The 17,148-nt window shown below is 42.8% G+C and carries 16 protein-coding genes; 1 reads left to right on the forward strand and 15 read right to left on the reverse strand.

Annotation, left to right across the window (positions count from 1 at the left end):
• Positions 1–167: 167 nt before the first annotated feature.
• The 14 genes from HWQ41_RS19540 to HWQ41_RS19605 form a co-directional block, all read right to left on the reverse strand.
• Entirely contained in the window at positions 168–485 is a 318-nt protein-coding gene (locus HWQ41_RS19540; protein WP_292766272.1) for a hypothetical protein, read from the reverse strand.
• Complete coding sequence (locus HWQ41_RS19545; protein ID WP_292766276.1) at positions 469–1,500, reverse strand: ABC transporter substrate-binding protein; 1,032 nt, start codon at positions 1,498–1,500, stop codon at positions 469–471. Before HWQ41_RS19545 ends, HWQ41_RS19540 begins: the two co-directional genes overlap by 17 nt.
• 46 nt (positions 1,501–1,546) lie before the next feature.
• Positions 1,547–2,308, reverse strand: coding sequence for a class II aldolase/adducin family protein (locus HWQ41_RS19550; protein ID WP_292766278.1), 762 nt, complete (start codon positions 2,306–2,308; stop codon positions 1,547–1,549).
• 155 nt (positions 2,309–2,463) lie between these two features.
• Entirely contained in the window at positions 2,464–3,537 is a 1,074-nt protein-coding gene (locus tag HWQ41_RS19555; protein WP_292766280.1) for an aliphatic sulfonate ABC transporter substrate-binding protein, read from the reverse strand.
• 279 nt (positions 3,538–3,816) lie between these two features.
• The gene (locus HWQ41_RS19560) at positions 3,817–4,665 is read right to left on the reverse strand and encodes a MetQ/NlpA family ABC transporter substrate-binding protein (RefSeq protein WP_292766283.1); all 849 of its coding nucleotides are present in this window, start codon (positions 4,663–4,665) and stop codon (positions 3,817–3,819) included.
• A gap of 75 nt (positions 4,666–4,740) precedes the next feature.
• A complete protein-coding gene (locus tag HWQ41_RS19565) occupies positions 4,741–5,397 on the reverse strand; it encodes a methionine ABC transporter permease (RefSeq protein ID WP_229498313.1) in 657 nt (218 codons plus the stop codon).
• A 121-nt stretch (positions 5,398–5,518) separates the two neighbouring features.
• Positions 5,519–6,709, reverse strand: a complete 1,191-nt coding sequence (locus HWQ41_RS19570) for an LLM class flavin-dependent oxidoreductase (protein WP_292766289.1) — start codon at positions 6,707–6,709, stop codon at positions 5,519–5,521.
• 300 nt (positions 6,710–7,009) lie between these two features.
• Positions 7,010–8,248, reverse strand: a complete 1,239-nt coding sequence (locus HWQ41_RS19575; RefSeq protein WP_292766292.1) for an acyl-CoA dehydrogenase family protein — start codon at positions 8,246–8,248, stop codon at positions 7,010–7,012.
• Between the two features lie 68 nt (positions 8,249–8,316).
• On the reverse strand, positions 8,317–9,663 hold the full coding sequence (locus tag HWQ41_RS19580) for an LLM class flavin-dependent oxidoreductase (RefSeq protein ID WP_292766294.1): 1,347 nt from the start codon (positions 9,661–9,663) through the stop codon (positions 8,317–8,319).
• Positions 9,664–9,681: 18 nt separating this feature from the next.
• Complete coding sequence (locus tag HWQ41_RS19585) at positions 9,682–10,587, reverse strand: MetQ/NlpA family ABC transporter substrate-binding protein (protein ID WP_292766297.1); 906 nt, start codon at positions 10,585–10,587, stop codon at positions 9,682–9,684.
• Between the two features lie 83 nt (positions 10,588–10,670).
• Positions 10,671–11,648 (reverse strand): ATP-binding cassette domain-containing protein, encoded by a 978-nt coding sequence (locus tag HWQ41_RS19590; RefSeq protein ID WP_292766299.1) that lies wholly within the window; start codon positions 11,646–11,648, stop codon positions 10,671–10,673.
• A gap of 121 nt (positions 11,649–11,769) precedes the next feature.
• Entirely contained in the window at positions 11,770–12,855 is a 1,086-nt protein-coding gene (locus tag HWQ41_RS19595; protein ID WP_292766302.1) for an aliphatic sulfonate ABC transporter substrate-binding protein, read from the reverse strand.
• A 617-nt stretch (positions 12,856–13,472) separates the two neighbouring features.
• The gene (locus HWQ41_RS19600; RefSeq protein WP_292766305.1) at positions 13,473–14,288 is read right to left on the reverse strand and encodes a hypothetical protein; all 816 of its coding nucleotides are present in this window, start codon (positions 14,286–14,288) and stop codon (positions 13,473–13,475) included.
• Between the two features lie 50 nt (positions 14,289–14,338).
• Positions 14,339–15,415 carry an LLM class flavin-dependent oxidoreductase gene (locus HWQ41_RS19605; RefSeq protein WP_292766307.1) on the reverse strand — a complete coding sequence of 359 codons (1,077 nt, stop codon included), beginning with the start codon at positions 15,413–15,415 and terminating at the stop codon, positions 14,339–14,341.
• A gap of 177 nt (positions 15,416–15,592) precedes the next feature.
• Between HWQ41_RS19605 and HWQ41_RS19610 the strand changes: the two genes are divergently transcribed.
• Positions 15,593–16,648 carry an LLM class flavin-dependent oxidoreductase gene (locus tag HWQ41_RS19610; RefSeq protein WP_292766310.1) on the forward strand — a complete coding sequence of 352 codons (1,056 nt, stop codon included), beginning with the start codon at positions 15,593–15,595 and terminating at the stop codon, positions 16,646–16,648.
• 250 nt (positions 16,649–16,898) lie between these two features.
• Here the strand turns inward: HWQ41_RS19610 and HWQ41_RS19615 are convergent.
• Positions 16,899–17,148 (reverse strand): carbohydrate porin (locus HWQ41_RS19615; protein ID WP_292766313.1); only part of this gene is annotated, 250 nt, incomplete at its 5' end.

Genomic DNA, 17,148 nt, shown 5'->3' on the forward strand with positions numbered 1-17,148 from the left:
GGGAACCGGATTTTCTTGTTTCCCCCCTTTATAAGGGGGGATTAAGGGGGGTAATAATTCGATTAAAATCACAACATACTACTTTTCAAACATCCTCTAAAGCTGTACTGCACATTGCAAATTAATTGAAATTTTATATTAATTTGAGTAGCTGATAACGCTTATCTTTATTTATTGGCGATAGCCTTTAAAGAAAAACTTTTTAGTTTGCTGAAAATCTCAACCCGTTTTATCTTCTGCTTAAGAACACGCTCACGAGCAGCAGATTCTTGTGGTGGGAATTCCCAAATATCAAGTATCTGATGTTCTTGCTGATCTGTTAATTGGAGATGATCTGCTAATTGAGACTGTTGCCCAAATAACCAAGGTACTCCATTTAATAATTCTCTTTCTATTCCATGAAACATATTTTTACCTTTATTAAAAATAAGGTGATTTTGACATTTAGCTTTTTCCTCCTTGCTGCAATTATTGGCATTTGGCAATATCTTCGTTAAAACTGCTGTCCCAAAGTTGTTTCACATCAACTTTTTTAGGAATTACACCCGCTTGAAAAAAGGTATCAGCAACTTTTTGCTGAGAAGCAATAGCTGCATCAGAAACAGGAAGTAATTCTTGACGACGCTGTTGTTGTCCTTGCTTGGCATCCTGATAAACAATGCGTTCATCAACATCGATAGTAGTTGCATAATTCTTCGACCATTGCTTGAGATTAGATTCCCGCCAAGTTTGGGATTTCTGCAAACGACAGAGAAAATCAGCGATCGCAACCTTCTTTTGGGGATCGGCGATCGCATTGGGTGAAGCAATAATTACGAAGTTACCGCTCAAAATATCTTTTGCAGATTCCAGCACCCGCGCCCCTTCTTTTTCGGCTTGGGGGATGGAATAACCGTAGGTAGCCCAAGCATCAAGCTGTCCTTTACGAAAAGCAGCTAGTCCATCGGGTATCGATAAAGGAATTGCATTGATATCCTTCATCGTTAGCCCGACTTTCTCCAACATCTTAATCAGGAAGTAGTGGGCAGTTGTAGCTTTAACGTAACCCACTTTCTTACCTTTAAGATCGGCGATCGTTTTGGCAGTCGAGTCCTTCGGTACGAGTACAACTTGACCAATCGTCGGCCCTTTGAGAGTCGCAATAATTTTTACAGATGCTTTCGATTCAATCGCAAAAATCGGCGGAATTTCACTAGCAGATCCCAAGTCAATCGCACCAGCATTGATTGACTGTACCATCAAATTACCCCCAGTAAACTCAGTAAATTGAGTTTGATAAGGGAAATGATCTAGTCCAGCTAACTTTAAATTTAAGTCCCAGCCACCTTTAGATTTAGCAACATGCAATTGAGTTGTATTCGACACTGCGATTTGGGATGGACTATGATTAGCAGCGATCGTTGCCGGACTGGTAGAGTTAACCTCTGAGCAAGCTGTTGTTGCTACTAACAAGCAACCCAGAGGGAAGAAAAAATTCTGCCGCAGCCAATTGGTAAACACGTTAATTTTTGGGTATAAAAAGACAATGAAGAAAAATAACCACCAACTACTCTAGTAAGCCTGGTTCTTCGCCCACAATTCGGTCGTAGAGTGGCTGAAAGCTAAACCAACCGCCGGAATGAGTTCCTACTTGGTTATGAGTAAAAGTTGCTGTTTCGTGGTCAATGGGAAGTGGTTTGCCAGCTGCTTCTGCAAGCAGTTGGGCTTGAGCCGATCGCTCAAAAGAAATGTACCAAAAAGCAGCTTCGTCTACTGTCTGCCCCACCGTCAAAAAGCCATGATTCCGCAAAATGACAGCTTTTTTGTCTCCCAAAGATTCAGCAATTCTTTTACCCTCTGAAGTATCTAAAACTACCCCTCTATAGTCATCAAATAGAGCGTGGTCTTGATAGAAAGCACAAGCATCTTGAGTTAAGGGATCAAGCAGGCGACCAAGACTTGACCAAGATTTACCATGCAGAGAATGAGCATGAGCAGCTGCAACTATATCAGGTCGCGCCTCATGAACCTGTGAATGAATGGCAAAGGCGGCGCGATTGACAGGAGCATTACCTTTGACAACTTCGCCTTCTCTATCGACCAAAATCAAGTCAGAAACTCGGATGTGCCCAAAGTACTTGCCAAGGGGATTTACCCAAAAATGGTCGGTAAACTCTGGATCTCTGGCGGTGATGTGGCCTGCTGTTCCCTCACTAAAGCCAAAACGAGCAAACAGTCGAAATGCCGCAGCAAGGCGTTGTTTGCGATAGAGTCGTTCATCTTCAACTCGTTCAAAGACTGGCGGTTGTGGTCTAGTGAAATTTGCCATGATTTTCTCTTTCTTGTTTCATAAGTATATTGGAATATCCAGAGCCTAAAGACCGCAGACTCTTTTGTTCGGGATGATAATGATGTCGCCAGATGCTATCAGTATCGTTACCCATGACATGGATTAAGATAGATGGATCGAATACTGGATCTTTGCTACCTAGCGGCGGTAGTTTCTAACGGACACACTGCCGTTGTAATATCTACTCGTTGCGGAATAATTTTTTGCTCTAGTAACCAGTCAGCTGTTTTCTGAAGCTTGGCGATATCCCCAGTATTAGGAAATACGTAAGACTCTGGGCCTCGATTTTTAGTCACCTGCTTGGCTACCGCATCAGAGACTTTTAGCTCTTTAACTAAAAAATCTGATGCAGCATTAGTATGTTGATTTAACCATTCACCATCCTCACTCAAAGCAGTGAGAGCAGCTTTCACGGCTACAGGATTTTCTTTAGCTGCATCAGTACGAACAACCATAATGCTGTAAGTAGGGGCAGGGTGTGTAGTGGTGATTCTTCGCGCCTTATGTTCTAATTGGGCAATGGAAATATAAGGTTCCCAAACTGCCCACGCATCAACAGAACCTTGATATAGAGCAGGTGCAGCGTCATTCGGTGATAAGTAAACTCGCTGGACTTTATATGAAGGAATATTTTCTTTTTCCAAAACTTTTAATAACAGATATTCGCCTGCACCACCTTGATTAACAGCAACTTTTTTACCTACTAAATCAGCCGGTTTACGAATGGGAGAATCACCACGAACTAAGATGGCATTACCTAAAGAATCTGGACTAGGACGCTGTACAGAACCAATACAAAGAGGTTGTCCAGCAGCAATTCCAGAGATGGAAGGAATATCACCACAGCCACCAATATCCGCTCGATTACCATTGAGAACATTTAAAAGCGTAGCGCAACGGTCAAATGGCCCACTCCATTCAACTTTAATATTTTGCGTCGCTAACTGACGCTCTAACTCACCTCGTTGACGCGCAATGGGAATAATCCCGCCTTTTTGGTAGCCCAAGCGAATCACATTGTTTTTATCTGTAGTTTTGGTAGTGAGAGTTTTTGAAGAAGAATCTGAGTTAGCTGTGGCATTGATAGCTGTTTGTTGACTGCAACCAGAAGCTATCAAACCAAGAAAAGATGCTGCGATCGCAAAGATTGTACTGGCAGAACATTTTTGTTTGTACTGAAAGCGGTGTTCTTTTAAATAATTCACCACAATTGACTCCTTGGTATCAATTTTTAGGAGTTTAAGCAGCCATATCTATGATCATAACGATTATAATACACCAAATCGATTGATTTACCGTAGTATGTAGAAAGAAAATACCACGTTTTGATAGGCTGTTCAAATCTAATCAATATTTCTTTATCTTTGACTATGAGAATTTAGTGCAGGTATTTCTATGTGAATCTACACTCAAGTAGTGAGAAAATAAACTGTAAAAAGACCATAGACACAAATATCAAAATAATTCTTCGGTTTGAGCGACAATTTCTAAAAAACTGGTATGATCCTTCCTTTATATTCTTGATTGATAAAATCCTTGACGTTTGGATGGACGAGTAGTTTGTTTAACTTTTGAATCTTTGGTTCATTTTCTCGACCTTGTAATGTAACTAATGCAAGAGCGTATTTCTTGTCTTTAGCTGTTTCTTCACCCATAGAATTAGGTTCTATCCCTGCAAGTGCAACAGTTTGAGCAGAAGATACTATGAAATCTACATCATTAATAGCTCGGACAACTTGTACACCTTCTACTTCCTTGATTTGCAAGTTTTTCGGGTTAGCAGCAATATCTCTTTGGGTCACGAATTGTTTAGGATTTTCTTTTAATTTAATTAAACCGTTAGTTGCTAATAACCGTAATCCTCGGTCATTATTGATGACATCATTAGCAATTGTCACAGTTGCATTTTGGGGAATTTCACTTACTGATTTTAACTTGTTAGAAAAAAGACTAAGTGTGTTTAAATAAACTGTATTCAATGCTACTAAATTTAGATTTAATTCTTTCCTAGCATTATTCATGAAAGGTCTGTGCTGAAAGAAATTAGCATCAATAACCTTATCTCTCAAGGCTGTGTTGGGTTGTATCCAGTCATTAAAGGTAACAACTTGAATCTCTAAGCCTTCTTTTGCGGCTATATTATTATTCACAAATTTCAAAATATCCTGAGAGAGTATACCAGTTACCCCAACTTTGATTACTTCTTTTTGCTCTTTTTGGCTAATTGTTTGCGTATTTTTAGTAAAGTTTTGAGTAGATTGTTGGCTACAACTAGCAAAAATTGAAGAGGCAGTAAAGGAACCTAAAGCTGTTAAGAAAAATCTGCGTCTATTCATAACTTTTTTAATTAGTGTAAATTGTAAATGATGAATGCTGAGTAAGATATTGCGCCTCTGTCTTTTTACCTTCGTTCAGCGTTTTCTCATACGCTGTGCAATTAAATCACCTATAAATTGAATAATTTGTACTAGTGCAATCAAAACCACAATGGTAGAAAACATAACCCCTACATCAAAGCGTTGGTAGCCGTATTGAATTGCCAAATTACCTAATCCACCTCCACCCACAGCCCCAGCCATCGCGGAAGAGTTAAGTAAACTCACAATTAGAATCGTCATACCTAATATCAGTGAAGGCAAAGCTTCGGGAATCAATACTTTGAGAACGATTTGCCAATAATTGCACCCCATTGCTTGGGCAGCTTCTATTAGTCCCTTATCAACTTCTAAAATGCTAGTTTCAGCAATGCGACCAAAAAATGGGATGGCGGCGAGAGTTAGGGGAACTAAAGCGGCTGTGCTACCGATGGAAGTGCCAACAATTAGGCGTGTTAGTGGTGTTAAAACGACAAGGAGAATAATAAAAGGAAATGAGCGTCCAGTATTGACGATCGCACCCAGCACTTTATGCACTTGCGGAAAATCTAGCAAGTTTCCGGGGCCTGTCATCACTAGCAACAAGCCCAAAGGTAAGCCTAATACTATTGCAACCAGGGTAGATATACTTACCATGTAAAAAGTTTCGCTAGTGGCTTGCAACAAGCTTTGTAGTAATTCTTGTCCTTGCATTGATACACCTCGCAAAGTTGAAAACAGGGCGGAATACCAATTCGTAATTCGTAATTAAGAAAGTCAAATTTTGAATGTGTTGCCCGATTTTAGAGAATTGGTATTAGCTAGGTTGGAGAACTTAGACTCGAAGTCCAGCCTGTTTCAGTAGTGGTAGAACGCGCTGACCGAAGAAATCCAGATCAGGCTCGAAATCGTAGAAGGCAAGCTGGAAGCCATCGACACCAGCTTTATTCAGCTGCAAAAGTTGTTCGGTGATTTGTTCGGGTGAACCGATTAACTGCACATTACCGCCGATCGCACTGCCAACACCATGACGCAGATTTCCCTTTTGATGTCCCCTCCAGGCGTGTGCATCGCTGCTAACGCCAGAACGTCCAGCAATTGACTCATAATCGGCATGGTCGATTATCGCCTGAGCATATTCTTCTGCCTCTTTTTCAGTTTCACGCACGACGATAAGCGGATTTAGGAGAGTGCGGACTTGTTTACCATTAGCGATCGCTGATTGTTTAACACGGGCCGTATGGGCGGGTAACGACGATAAGGCGCTTTCTATGTCGCCGCCAGCCGGACTGGTGATAAATACGATATCAGAATGGCGACCCGCAAACTCGATACCAGCATCCGAGCCGGTGGCGTTAACTAGGATGGGACGACCATAAAGCGGTCGGGGGCTGATGTAAGCATCCTTAAACTGCCAAGAACTCTGACTTTTGTAAGAAAAATTCTCTGTTTCCGACCAGAGTCGTTTGAGGACGGTGACAAATTCATCAGCAAGTTCATAACGGCGATCGTGTTCGATTTGGCTCCAGCCGAACAGTTCATGCTCATAAGCCCGGTGTCCGGTGACAACGTTAATTCCCCAACGACCTTTAGAAATGTGGTCAAGTGTCGCACCAAATTTAGCCAGATGGATGGGATGCCAAGGCCCGTAGAGGACGTGAATTGTTGAGATTAATAGAATGCGTGAGGTAATGGCAGCAAGGGAGGCAATGGCAATGAAGGCATCTAAACCTGCTTCTGTCCGAGTTGGCCCTTGTCCGCCCTTCGGCTGCCAGGTAGAATAGCCGAAAACAAGGTCAAAACCTAGCTCCTCAGCCTTTTGGGTAAGTTTGGCATTGTAATCAAATGACCAGTCTGTAGTACGCGGGAGGTTAGAAGAACTCCAACCACCGTGATGAATCGGTAAGAACAACCCTAGCAGTACTGGCTGCCGGAGAGCTTGGGATAATGGGCTTTGGGGATAGTCTGTTGGAGAGGCGATCGCCTCTTTACTTGCTCTCAAAAAAGTAGTGTCAATTGTACTCATAGTGTTTCCTCTCAACGGTTTTGATTAGCTGCCAGATCCCCGACTTCTGATAAATACTCATAGAGTGGAATGGCACTAAGTTATGATACAGCCTTTACCCTGACGGGTTCCCAGCCTCCAGGCTGGGAACCCACTCTGGGAGGCTCCGCCTCCTGTTTCTTGACCAGAGGCTCTGCCTCTGGGAATACATTCCCAGTCTTGAGACTGGGAACGAGGTTACACAAGCCTTTGGGCTTTTCTTAGTGCTATTCACTCATAGAGTGGTTTCCCGGATGTTAGAAGTCAGGGATCTGAGCAAAATTAGAAGAATCCTCGTTGCGGCAATGGTGTACCGTTGATCTCGTAGTCGCCGATCGCACGAGCCTTAAAGTGATTTGGGTTGTGTGAGGATAAGGTACGGGCGTTGCGCCAATGACGATCAAAGTTGGAGCTTTTCTTTGTTGTGGAAGCCCCACCAACTTCAAACAATAAGGTAGCTGAACGTAGAGCCAAATCATCAACAATCAATTTGGCTTTGGATGCACTCAGAGAAGTTGCCAGTGCCGCAGCCGTCTCTGCCTCTTCACCCTGAGCTTGGACAGCAGGGAGGCGATCAAGACCATCAGCTGCCGCCAAGACGATCGCTTCGGCCGCAAAGGCATTGGCGGCAATCTGCCCGACAGTCTGCTGCAAGATTGGGTCTTCTGAGGCTTGCTCGGATACAGCATGGTAGAAAGTCCGGGGTCTGTTACGGATGAGGGCTGTAGCATCACGCAGAATGCTGCGAATAATACCGGCGTTGATGGCAGTCAGGAATAATTGCGGGACGATGTTGTAGGGCAGGTCGTCTTTGTCTGTGTCTGTCTCAAAAATTACTTCTTCAGCCTCTACATGGACATTGGTGAAGGTAGTCGTTCCCGTACCTGTGAGTCTTTGTCCGAAGCCGTCCCAGTCGTCCACCAGTTCAAGACCCTCACGGTTAGTAGGAATGAGTATAAACGCTGTAGAGCCATCTGGTGCTAACACACGCACAAAAATCAAGTCTGCGTAAAGGCTGCCAGTGCTGTAATATTTCGTTCCATTCAGACGATAGCCGTCGCCATCAGGTGTTAATTTTGTATTCACGACTTGGCGACCACCTGATCGTTTGGCTTCTAGTTCGGTTGAAGCGAGTCCAATAATCGCGCCATCGACGACTGCCTTGAGCCAGCGACGATTTCTTTGGGTGCGCTCAGAACGCAAAATCCGCTCCGTAATAGAGAAATGATTCCGTACAATGTGAGCCACGTTTGGATCAGCATCCCCCAGCCGAATCACGACCTCAAACAGTTCGCGTGCGGTGCTACCACTACCACCTTCAGCAATAGGGATTCGCAATGCACCCAACCGGGAACGCCGGATCAATTCAACCACATTATAAGGAAGGATGCGATCGCGATCGCGCTCACTTGCTCCCAGAGCAATGAAATCGAACAAAGCTTGCAGTTCGGGAGATTTGGCTGTGACAGGAGCCGAGAACTGGAAAGTAGAATCTATAACTTTTTCTTCAATTTGAGTCATTGTTTTTCTCTCTATTTTGGGAATAAGGGATTGAGGATTGGGGAAAGAGATTTTTATCACATAAGCGTCTAGCTAACGGAAGCAGTGGTGGTCTGAAAGAAGCGGTTGGCGGGGCGTGCCAGTCCCAGATTTTCGCGCAGCGTCTTGCCCTCATACTCTTTGCGGAAGATTCCACGCCGTTGGAGTTCTGGCACAACTTTATCGACAAAATCATTCAATCCCTCAGGAAGAAAAGGGAACATAATGTTGAAGCCGTCAGACCCTTCTTCTAATAGCCATTGCTCCATATCATCGGCGATGCTTTGGGGTGTGCCCACAAAAGCCAACCCGCCGTAACTGCCAATGCGTTGCGCCAGTTGTCGAATAGTCAAGTTCTCACGTTGCGCTAAGGCTATTACCCTTTCTCGTGAAGAGTGACCAGCGTTATTCGGTGGGATTTCTGGCAAGGGGCCATCTGGATTAAAACCCGAAACATCGTAGCCAAGCGCACTATTGAGGCTGGCGATCCCACTGTCATAATGTACTAGGCTGTCCAAATGAAGACGCTTGGCATGTGCCTCGGCGACGGTTTCCCCCACGATCACTAAAGCACCTGGAAGGATTTTTATGCTGTCTGGGTCACGTCCGATCGCCTGCGCCCGTCCCTTAATGTCTGCAAATAAAGCTTTGCCAGCTTCCAGATTACTAGCAGGTGCAAACACAGCCTCGGCGGTTTCGGCGGCTAATTGCCGTCCGGCTTCGGATGCGCCTGCCTGAACGATTAGCGGCCAGCCTTGGACAGGTCTGGCGATGTTCAATGGTCCTCGCACCGAGAGATATTTTCCCTGATGATTCAGAACGTGAAGCTTTGCAGGGTCGAAATAAATCCCTGCTTCCACGTCCCGAATAAACGCATCGTCAGCAAAGGAATCCCAAAGATCCGTGACAACATCATAAAATTCTCTCGCCCGCCGATAGCGTTCATCATGCTCTACCTCTTCTTCTAATCCAAAGTTGAGCGCTGCGTCTGGATTGGCTGTGGTGACGATGTTCCAGCCAGCGCGACCGCCACTAATATGGTCGAGAGACGCGAAGCGGCGAGCGATGTGGTAAGGCTGGTCATAGGTCGTGGAAGCGGTGGCTACCAGCCCGATGTGTTCGGTGACGCTGGCAAGGGCAGAAAGTAGGGTGAAAGGTTCAAAGGATGTGACAGTATGGCTGCGCTTCAGTGCGTTGATTGGCATATTCAGCACCGCTAAGTGGTCAGCCATGAAGAATGCGTCAAACTTGCCTTGCTCTAGTTTCTGGATGAATCGTTTCAGTGCTGGGAAGTTGAAATTAGCGTCAGGCAAAGCCCCAGGATAGCGCCAAGCGCCTGTATGTATGCTTACCGGGCGCATAAAAGCACCTAGTTTTAATTGCTTCGATCTGCTCATTAGTCCTCCGTATCAAGTTTAAAATACAGGTGCGTAGGCGTAGCCCGCCGTTCGCGTAGCGTCTCGTAGAGAAGGCATCGTCCCCTTGAGGTAGTTGTTGATATAATCCTTCAATTTGGGATCAACAACCAATTGATTTAGTTTTTGGATGTTGGGATCATTTACTTTTGATTGTACAGTTGCTAAACCCACCGCATAATTTTTGTTAGCCATGCCAATCTCGTCTAACACAATAGGATTTAGAGATACCTTTGCTTGCACAAGGAAGGATGCAGATGTCACAGCTAAATCTAGATCGTCTAAGGCTCTAACAATAGCGTAATTGTCTAATTCCTTAATTTGGAGATTTTTGGGATGCTTAATGATATCTTTGATGCTGTAATACTCCCCTGGCTTTTCTTTTAAATTGATTAAGTCGATGTGTTTCAGGAATTTCAAGGCGCGGTCTTGATTGCTGTCATCATTAGAAATAGCAATTGTTGCCCCTATAGGAATTTCATTGAGTGATTTTATCTTTAGTCGTTTTGAATAGAGTCCGGTTATGGTGGTATAGCTGCGATTTAACATGACAAAATCCGCGTTAAGTCTTTTGGCAGCTTGTTTCATAAACGGTTCATGCTGGAAAAAGTTAGCATCAATTTCCCCACTTTTAAGAGCATCGTTAATTTTTACGGAATCAGCGATAGTCACGATTTGAAAATCTAAGCCTTGGGTGGAGGCTATTTCTTTTTGAATGAACTTCAAAACATCTTCGGTGGTGCTATTTCGAGAACCCACTTTTAGTACTGCTGTCTTAGTTGATTGGTTGACTAATTGACCCGTAGGTGAATTTGGTTTTGGTGTACAACTGGCGAAAAGAATAGATGCGATCGCTAACCCTATTGTTAGTATAAAATAGCGGCGATAAAACTTTGGATAAAACATAATAATAATTCGTAATTCGTAATTTTTAATACAGGTCAAAAAGGAAATTTTGTATTTGATTTTCCTCCCAATCCCCACCCAATTCAATGCACCTGGACTTCAAATTCTGCTTCGTCTAAGTATTTCAAAGCTTGAGTTACCTTTTGACCTTCTAATTCAACGTGAAACTGACCAACTCGGCGATCGCCTACTGTTTCTACACTCCCACTGAGGATATTGACATCTACATCAAAATTACGGGCTAGGGTGGCGAAAATTGGTTGACTGGCTTGTTCTCCTGCAAAGGCGATCGTGGCAATAACTGCACCAGGCTTGGGTTTATAACCATTGCGATGGGGAAAAAATTCCTGTGAAAGAAATGATTCTGGCTTGGCGATTAAATCGCTAACATATCCCTTTTCCACAATCTTTCCAGCATTGAGTACAGCGACACTATCGCAGATTTGCTTGACTACAGCCATTTCATGGGTAATCAGTAAGATTGTTAAACCCATACGCTTGTTCAAGTCGCGCAATAAATCTAAGATTGACCTCGTAGTTTGCGGATCAAGTGCTGATGTCGCTTCATCAGAAAGTAAAACTTTTGGTTCTCCAGCCAAAGCCCTAGCAATACCTACCCGTTGCTTTTGACCGCCAGAAAGTTGTGCTGGATAAGCATCAGCCTTACCTGTCAACCCAACAAGTGAAATCAATTCTTCCACTTTAGCCCGGCGTTTCAGTCTACTGTAACCCATCACTTCCAGAGGAAAAGCAATGTTTTCCACGACAGTTCTGCAACTAAGTAAATTGAAGTGTTGAAAAATCATGCCAATGTGTTGACGAGCTTGACGTAACTTATCTCCAGAAAGCTTTGTCATCTCCTGTCCGTCAACTACAACTGAACCCGATGTAGGTTTTTCTAATTGATTAACACAACGAATTAAAGTACTTTTACCTGCACCACTTTGACCTAAAACACCAAAAATTTCTCCTGGTTTGACGAGAAGACTTACTCCATCTAAAGCTACAACTTTCTGGCTGCCTTGGTTATAAACTTTGCGGACATCGGTAAATGCGATCATCTCAGAATCCCTCCATAATAAATCATCACTACTACTTTTTAAGGAATGGGAAGTACTTCGCCTACTCTAATTAACAAAAAAGTGAGCAAAAGTTCATACCTTATTAATTGCGAATTACAAGTTACCACTTTTGCTCAGGAAACCAGTTATACTTTTTATCTTTGACATCAATTTTCTTAGGAATAATTTTAAGTTCATAGAAGGTATCTGCCATACGTTGTAATCCACTCAAAACTTCATCTGTTACAGGTAATACCTGACGTTGACCACCACGTTCTTCTACAGTTTCCATTGTTTTTAGATCAATTTTGTACAGCTTAGAAAGGAGTTTAGCTGAATCCTGATAGTTTTCTCTAGACCAAGTACCAGCCTTTTCTAACTCTTGTAAAATTGTCTTAAGAATGTCTGGATGATCGCGCACAAAATCTGGAGCAGCATAATAAAAGCTTGGGCTTTCTAGTGGAGCTTTATCTCCAAATACAGTGCTATTATCTGCCAATAGACGAGTGCGAAGTTTACGTTCAGCTTCAGCAGTATAAGGGTCCCAAATTAACCACGCATCAATATCACCACGCTCAAAGGCTGGTAAAGCTTCGGCTGGTGTCAGATAGAGAGGTTTAATATCACTAAATTTCAAACCCACTTTCTCTAAAGCGCGCACAATAATATAGTGCTGACCAGAACCTTTTGCAAAAGCAACTTTTTTACCTTTTAAATCAGAAAGAGTCTTAATCGGTGAATTTTCTTGAACTAAAATAGCTGAACCTCTAGTGCTACCTGTACCGGCTGCAACTCTGACAAATGATTTATCTCCTGCCTGAGCAAAGACGCTTCCTGTACCGCCACCTCCACCAAAAACGATCGCACCTGCACCCATCCCATCCAATAGAGGTGCTGTAGAGGAGAATTCATTCCAGGTAACAGAAATACCCAAGGGTTGTAAGCGCTTTTCTAAACTTCCTTGCGCTTTCACAATATTCAACAGTGCCATTCCTTTTTGATGCCCCATTTTCAGCACTGTTAGCTTGGGTGCTTGGGGTTGTTGTGCAGGTGCATTAGCTGAATTACTAGGAGTACAAGAAGCGATCGCTAAATTTAAACCTATACCAATAATAAAGAAGAGAATAAAAGTTTTAATATCGTGATGCTGAAATAAGCTTATTTTCTTGATGCCGTCTAAAAACTGATTTATCAATCGAGTGAACATATTTTTCTTTTGCCTCTTAGCATTTTTGTCCGAATTTAAAATCGAGGTTATATCTAAAAAACAAAGTTATAGCTCAAATTAAATATCGAACTTTCTTACAAAAATAGGAGTTACACACAGATCAAGGAAAATCGAACCACAGAGACACAGAGAACACAGAGTAATAAGAGTTTGAGAGGTATTTGGCGTAAGTATTGAAAAATTATTTTTATTAGATAAAATATGATAGAGCTTAAATTTTAAAATTGTAGTGTTTTTGGCGACTATATTTAAAATTTTTGTATATCAATCGAAAAATAATTAATATTATAGCTAGCCAGTCTAAATAAAATATTAAACGAAGTCGGAAGTCGGAAGTCGGAAGTCGGAAGTCGGAAGTAAGTTTTGTGACGGGGATTTAGACCCCGACCCAAAACGTTCGGCTTTTGAAGCAGGGGACTTAAACCCCTAAACTTTGTTAATAAATTAATTTATTAAGCATAAATATTACTAATATATTAATAAATTAGTAATATTTAAAGTTATATAAAATCTAGTATTTTGTAAGTAAGAGAGTTACAAAATGTATAATTCAAAATCAGATATTAAAGAGTTTCTATCTTCTGTCTCCTTCAACATCAATCATTCACACTCACAAGTTTGGGTAATCTAGATATAGGGATATCCAAGAAATAAGAAAGAACCTCTTGCCGCCAAGTATCATAAAGTACTGGCAAATCATCAATTTCAATACCAATAGCTTTTTGACTCAACTGCCAATGATCCCGAAGGTAAGGATTGCGCCGTCGTTGACCTTCTTCATCTGCTTCTATGACTTGTGCGATTAAATCCTCTTTCTCTGCGGGTGAAGCTTGATCAAATTTACGTTGCCACCAGTCTACAACTCCCAAGCGGTGAACTGCTTCATCTGGCAGGATTCTTTCTGCCGCAAACTTGGCTGAGTCTGGGTCGTTGATTTTGCTGGTACGGCTATTGATGAATAACAAAGCCACAATATGAAGTTCGTAATGCAACTCAAATGCTAAAAAGCCTTGCCAATTACGAATGGGTAAATCACCCATATAATCCCAATGCTTCTGTACCTGCTTTTGGATATCCTCAATTGGGTCATGTCCCGATATAGCTTGCGCTCTTAAACGAGTATTTTGAGCGTGTGCGCCATCATCACCGATTTGTCTACTCAAAAATAGCTGTAATTCTGGGTCAGCAAAGGAGTCAATGATCTTAGCGCAGACTTGCACAATAAACAGGTCATGGGCTGCACCAGCCACACGGAAGCGGTAGAAATTCTCTCTTTCCTCATCAGTTTCCGGCGATCTAGGTTCTTGCGCTCGCTTCTTCGGAATGTGAGGGGCGTACTTATCAAGCAGTTTGTCAAAAATTTCCAGTTCTAAATCAGTAGTCCAAGCTGGACGAGTAAGTATTGCTGTCATAAAGTTTCCTTTGGGTAGTGGAGAACAATTTAATCCAAAATCTAAAATCCTTAGCCTCTAGCCCCTATTTTCAAATTGGCGTCTACCGTTAACGCTCGCACTCTTGGTATAATTTCCGCAGCAAAACGCTCCATTTCTGGGGCAAAAGGCTGGAATTGCAGCATGAAAGTATCAATTCCTACTTTGGTAAATTCAGCAATCCGATGGGCTACAGTTTCATAGCTACCAACCAATCCTGCTGCTGTACCGCCATTGCTCCCCAGACCAGGGTACTTAGCCATGTTTTTGAACATAACTACTTCAGAATCTACTCCTTTGAGTAATTCTGAGCGATCGTCTTGTGCTAGTACCATTGCTCTGAGTTTTTGATATTCCGCTTCCGCCTCTTCGTCTGTCGGTCGAGCAATGACAAAAGCTGACATGGCGAAGCCCAGAGGTTGAGAGCGAAACTTAGTTTTTTGAGCAACAGCCGCAATGGTTTCGCGGATTACTTCAATCGGACGACCATTGAGGAAAAATGTATGCGCTTCTTTTGCAGCTAGTTCTTGGGCTGATTCTGACTCTCCCCCTACATATACACGCGGATGTGGTTTGGCTATAGGTGGAGGATTGAGCTTCAAATCATTGATCTGAAAATATTCACCGTAGAAGTTAACTTTTTCTCCACTCCATAGGGCTTTTACGACCCTAATCCATTCATCCGAATAACGATAACGCTCATCGTGAGAAAGGAAGTTTATTCCTGGTTTTTCCATTTCTGGCTTAAACCAGGCACTTACTAAGTTAATCGCAAAACGTCCACCACTGATAGCATCAATACCTAAAGCCATCTTTGCTAAGACGGCGGGATGAAACAGTAATGGCTTAACAGCTGCAATAATCTCGATAGAGTTTGTTGCTTCTGCCAAAGCTGCTGCTGCTGTCCAAGTTTCTAGCTGGTCAAGTTCTTGGTTCCTGGGATTGATGATATGTTGCGCGATTAAAGTTGTGGTAAATCCGCACTTTTGGGCCAATTGGATTAAATTCTTGGCTCGTGAGTAACTAGCATCACGAGGTTCAAGAGGATGGTTCATCACGCCGCAGTTGCCGTAAACGGGAATCCAAATCCCATAGCGTGGTTCAGACATAGCTTTCTAGAACCTTTGTAGTCGGCACTAAAACTTTATTTTTGCACCTAGAATAATCATACGATAAATCAGTAGGTTTACCGTATGATACTATGAGATTTGCATAGATAAAGATAAAAAACAAGGGGGTATGTAGATTCTGTATCTCCTCAGTCGCCATTTAATTTGGAGGTAAGAATGTCAGAACCACGCTACGGTATTTGGGTACCTGTTGGGGGTAACTTTGGCCCTCTCAATACGCCAGATGAACCGATTGATGCTAGTTATGAACGCACGCGATCGCTAGTATTAGAAGCAGAAAGTTTAGGATATGTCACAACCTTAGTAGCACAGCACCTTTCCAATCCCCGTAGTCTAGATTTAGAACAGTTGGAAACTTGGACAGCTTGTGCCGCATTGGCTGAAGCTACGGAAAGTATAGAAATTATCGCCGCGATTAAACCTTTATTATTTCATCCAGCCGTTCTAGCCAAAATGGCTTTGGGAATTGATGCAATAAGTGGTGGACGTTTTGCCATAAACCTAATTAGTGCTTGGTTTCGCCCAGAAATGGAGCGTATTAATATCCCCTTCCCTCCCCATGATGAACGTTATCGCTATTCTGGTGAATGGTTGCAGGTTGTTAGAGATTTGTGGAGCGGTGAGAGGGTGAACTTTGAGGGTGAATATTTCAAAATCCAAGATTTGAGCTTTCGACCTTTCTCTGTTGCTCAACCCTATCCTCGTATCTACCTGGGAGGAGCATCAGACCCAGCACAAATTTTAGCAGCCCAACAAGCCGATGTTTATTTCATCAACGGTCAGCCGATTGAAGATGTCCGCAAAGTAATTAAACAAGTTTTGAGCCGACCCCGTTTCCTAGCCCAACCAGTCAGCTTTGGTCTGTCAGCCTTTGTCATTGCCCGTTCTACAGACGAAGAAGCCCAAGCAGAACTAGAACGACTCATGGCACTGCAAAAGTTGGAAGAACAATATAAGTTAAGTGTTGCTAAAGGAGTTGACCCAGAAGCCGTCATGTTCCAACTCTTCGCCAAAAATCCGGCTGTTGGCGGCAATGGTGGCACAGCCGCGGGATTGGTTGGCAGCTATGATACAGTTGCAACTCGCGTTGCAGCTTTCGTTGATGCAGGTATCGACACTTTCATGCTGCAATTTAATCCCTTTGTTCGGGAGATGACACGTTTTGCCCAAGAAGTTATGCCTCGCGTGCAACACTTGCAAAAAGTTGCTTAGTTGTTGACCGAATGCGCCCTGACAACGGTTGGTAATTTGGGATGAGCGATGCCTTAGCCTGCGAAGTTTGTTTACCGTCCGGCTGATTTTGGTTGATTTTTGGGGTTTATGAATAAGCTAAACTTATCATTTATCGGGAGCAATTAGCTTTTACATATTTCTCTGAAAACGGCATCACACACTACTATTTTTTGGAGATCACAAAACTTTTTGGTCTACTGAAATTTGAATTTGGAATTACTGGTTCGGGTTAAAACCTGAAGGTAGTACGGAGCCAAACAACTATACTATCAGGATTGCTAGCATTAAAGTCAGGTGCAGTAATCCATATTACACCGGGAGTGATCGCAATATTATCATTGACTTGATATTGATAAAAGCCCTCAATGTGTAAGGAAGTATCTTTGTCTGCTACACCATTGCCATTACCTAAATTCACATTTGGACTCAGACTAGTCAACTTTGGCTCCATGCCCACAAAAATACCTCCCAAACTACCT

Origin of the sequence: Nostoc sp. NOS(2021) (genome assembly GCF_017115025.1) — a bacterium.
Classification (GTDB): Bacteria; Cyanobacteriota; Cyanobacteriia; order Cyanobacteriales; family Nostocaceae; genus Nostoc.